At 58.1% G+C, this 1,069-nt stretch carries 2 protein-coding genes; both read left to right on the plus strand.

Annotated features, from left to right (window positions below; all coding sequences use genetic code 11):
• Nucleotides 1–348 (plus strand): recombinase family protein (locus tag A6A04_RS00710; protein WP_172822710.1); only part of this gene is annotated, 348 nt, incomplete at its 5' end.
• Nucleotides 349–675: 327 nt separating this feature from the next.
• Entirely contained in the window at nt 676–873 is a 198-nt protein-coding gene (locus A6A04_RS00715; protein WP_068489345.1) for a hypothetical protein, read from the plus strand.
• The last annotated feature ends 196 nt before the right edge of the window (nt 874–1,069 follow it).

The following is a 1,069-nucleotide window of genomic DNA, read 5'->3' on the forward strand; positions in this document are numbered from 1 at the left end:
GCCCTGGTGGCACAGCATGAGCGCGAGATGATCAGCGCCAGGACCAAGGCTGCCCTTGCTGCGGCCAAGGCGAGGGGGCAGAAGCTGGGAAGCCCCAAGGGTGCGGAGCATCTCCGAGGCCGGGGTAATGCCGAGGCCGTAGCCACGATCAAGGAGAAGGCCGACAGGCGGGCCAGTGACCTTCAGGGCATCTTGGGTGAACTGATGGCCTCCGGGCTGTCACTGCGGGGCATAGCCGACGAGCTGAACAGCAGGGGCATCCTGACCCCCAGGGGCGGGAAGTGGCACCCCACCAGCGTCAAGCGGAGCTTGGAGCGGGTACAGGAAGGGGGACAGCATGTCGGATGACCTTCGTTCCTTCATCGCTCTCTGCGTCCTGGTTCTGATGGTCCTGGCCCTTGTAGTTAAGCGATTGTTTGCCTGATCAGTGGCTGCCATCCCATTTTCTTGGACCTCTTGCCTAGAGGAAGCCTAACAGCCTCCTCCTGGCTAGGTGCTGACCGTCCTCCCCAGCACCTCCGACGATGTGGCCGGGATGGTGTCGCGCGAGAATAGCGCCGTCCCGGCCCTTCAGGAACTCAGCGAGGACGTGTGCCCCTGTAGGACTGTTCGTTTCCCTGTCCAGATATCGGACGGGAAGCACCCTTTTTGCCTTTTCTGATATCAGGAGTTCCCATGAAGAGTACCACGCCCGTCCTTGTCCGACTGAACCCGACGCAGCTTGGGCACCTCGCCTACATTCGTGAATACCTCGGTTGGCAGGGAAAGAAGCCCGTCGATGTTATGCGTGATCTCCTCGCTCACTACGCAAAGGAACTCCATAGCAGAGATGCAAATAAGGCGAGTGAATGGCTGTTCGCTAAGGGCTTTTAGCTAAGTATATGTTGCGTAACTACTTGACAAATCATTGCGTAGGCACTTGACGAGTGCCGACAGTAACATCATGGTTTCACCATAACTGCTTATTGGAGTGACCATGGCCCTCGTTCAGTTCTTCCCTACATTCACCCGTGACGATATTTCCTACATCCACGCTCGCTTTGGCTCTGAGCTTTCCTCAGGCCGGGCC

The organism is Paramagnetospirillum marisnigri, from assembly GCF_001650715.1.
In the GTDB taxonomy this organism is placed as follows: domain Bacteria; phylum Pseudomonadota; class Alphaproteobacteria; order Rhodospirillales; family Magnetospirillaceae; genus Phaeospirillum; species Phaeospirillum marisnigri.

What these genes read in the sequence shown, in the direction of transcription:
- A6A04_RS00715 (WP_068489345.1), top strand. Translation starts at nt 676, where the DNA reads ATGAAGAGTACCACGCCCGTCCTTGTCCGACTGAACCCGACGCAGCTT.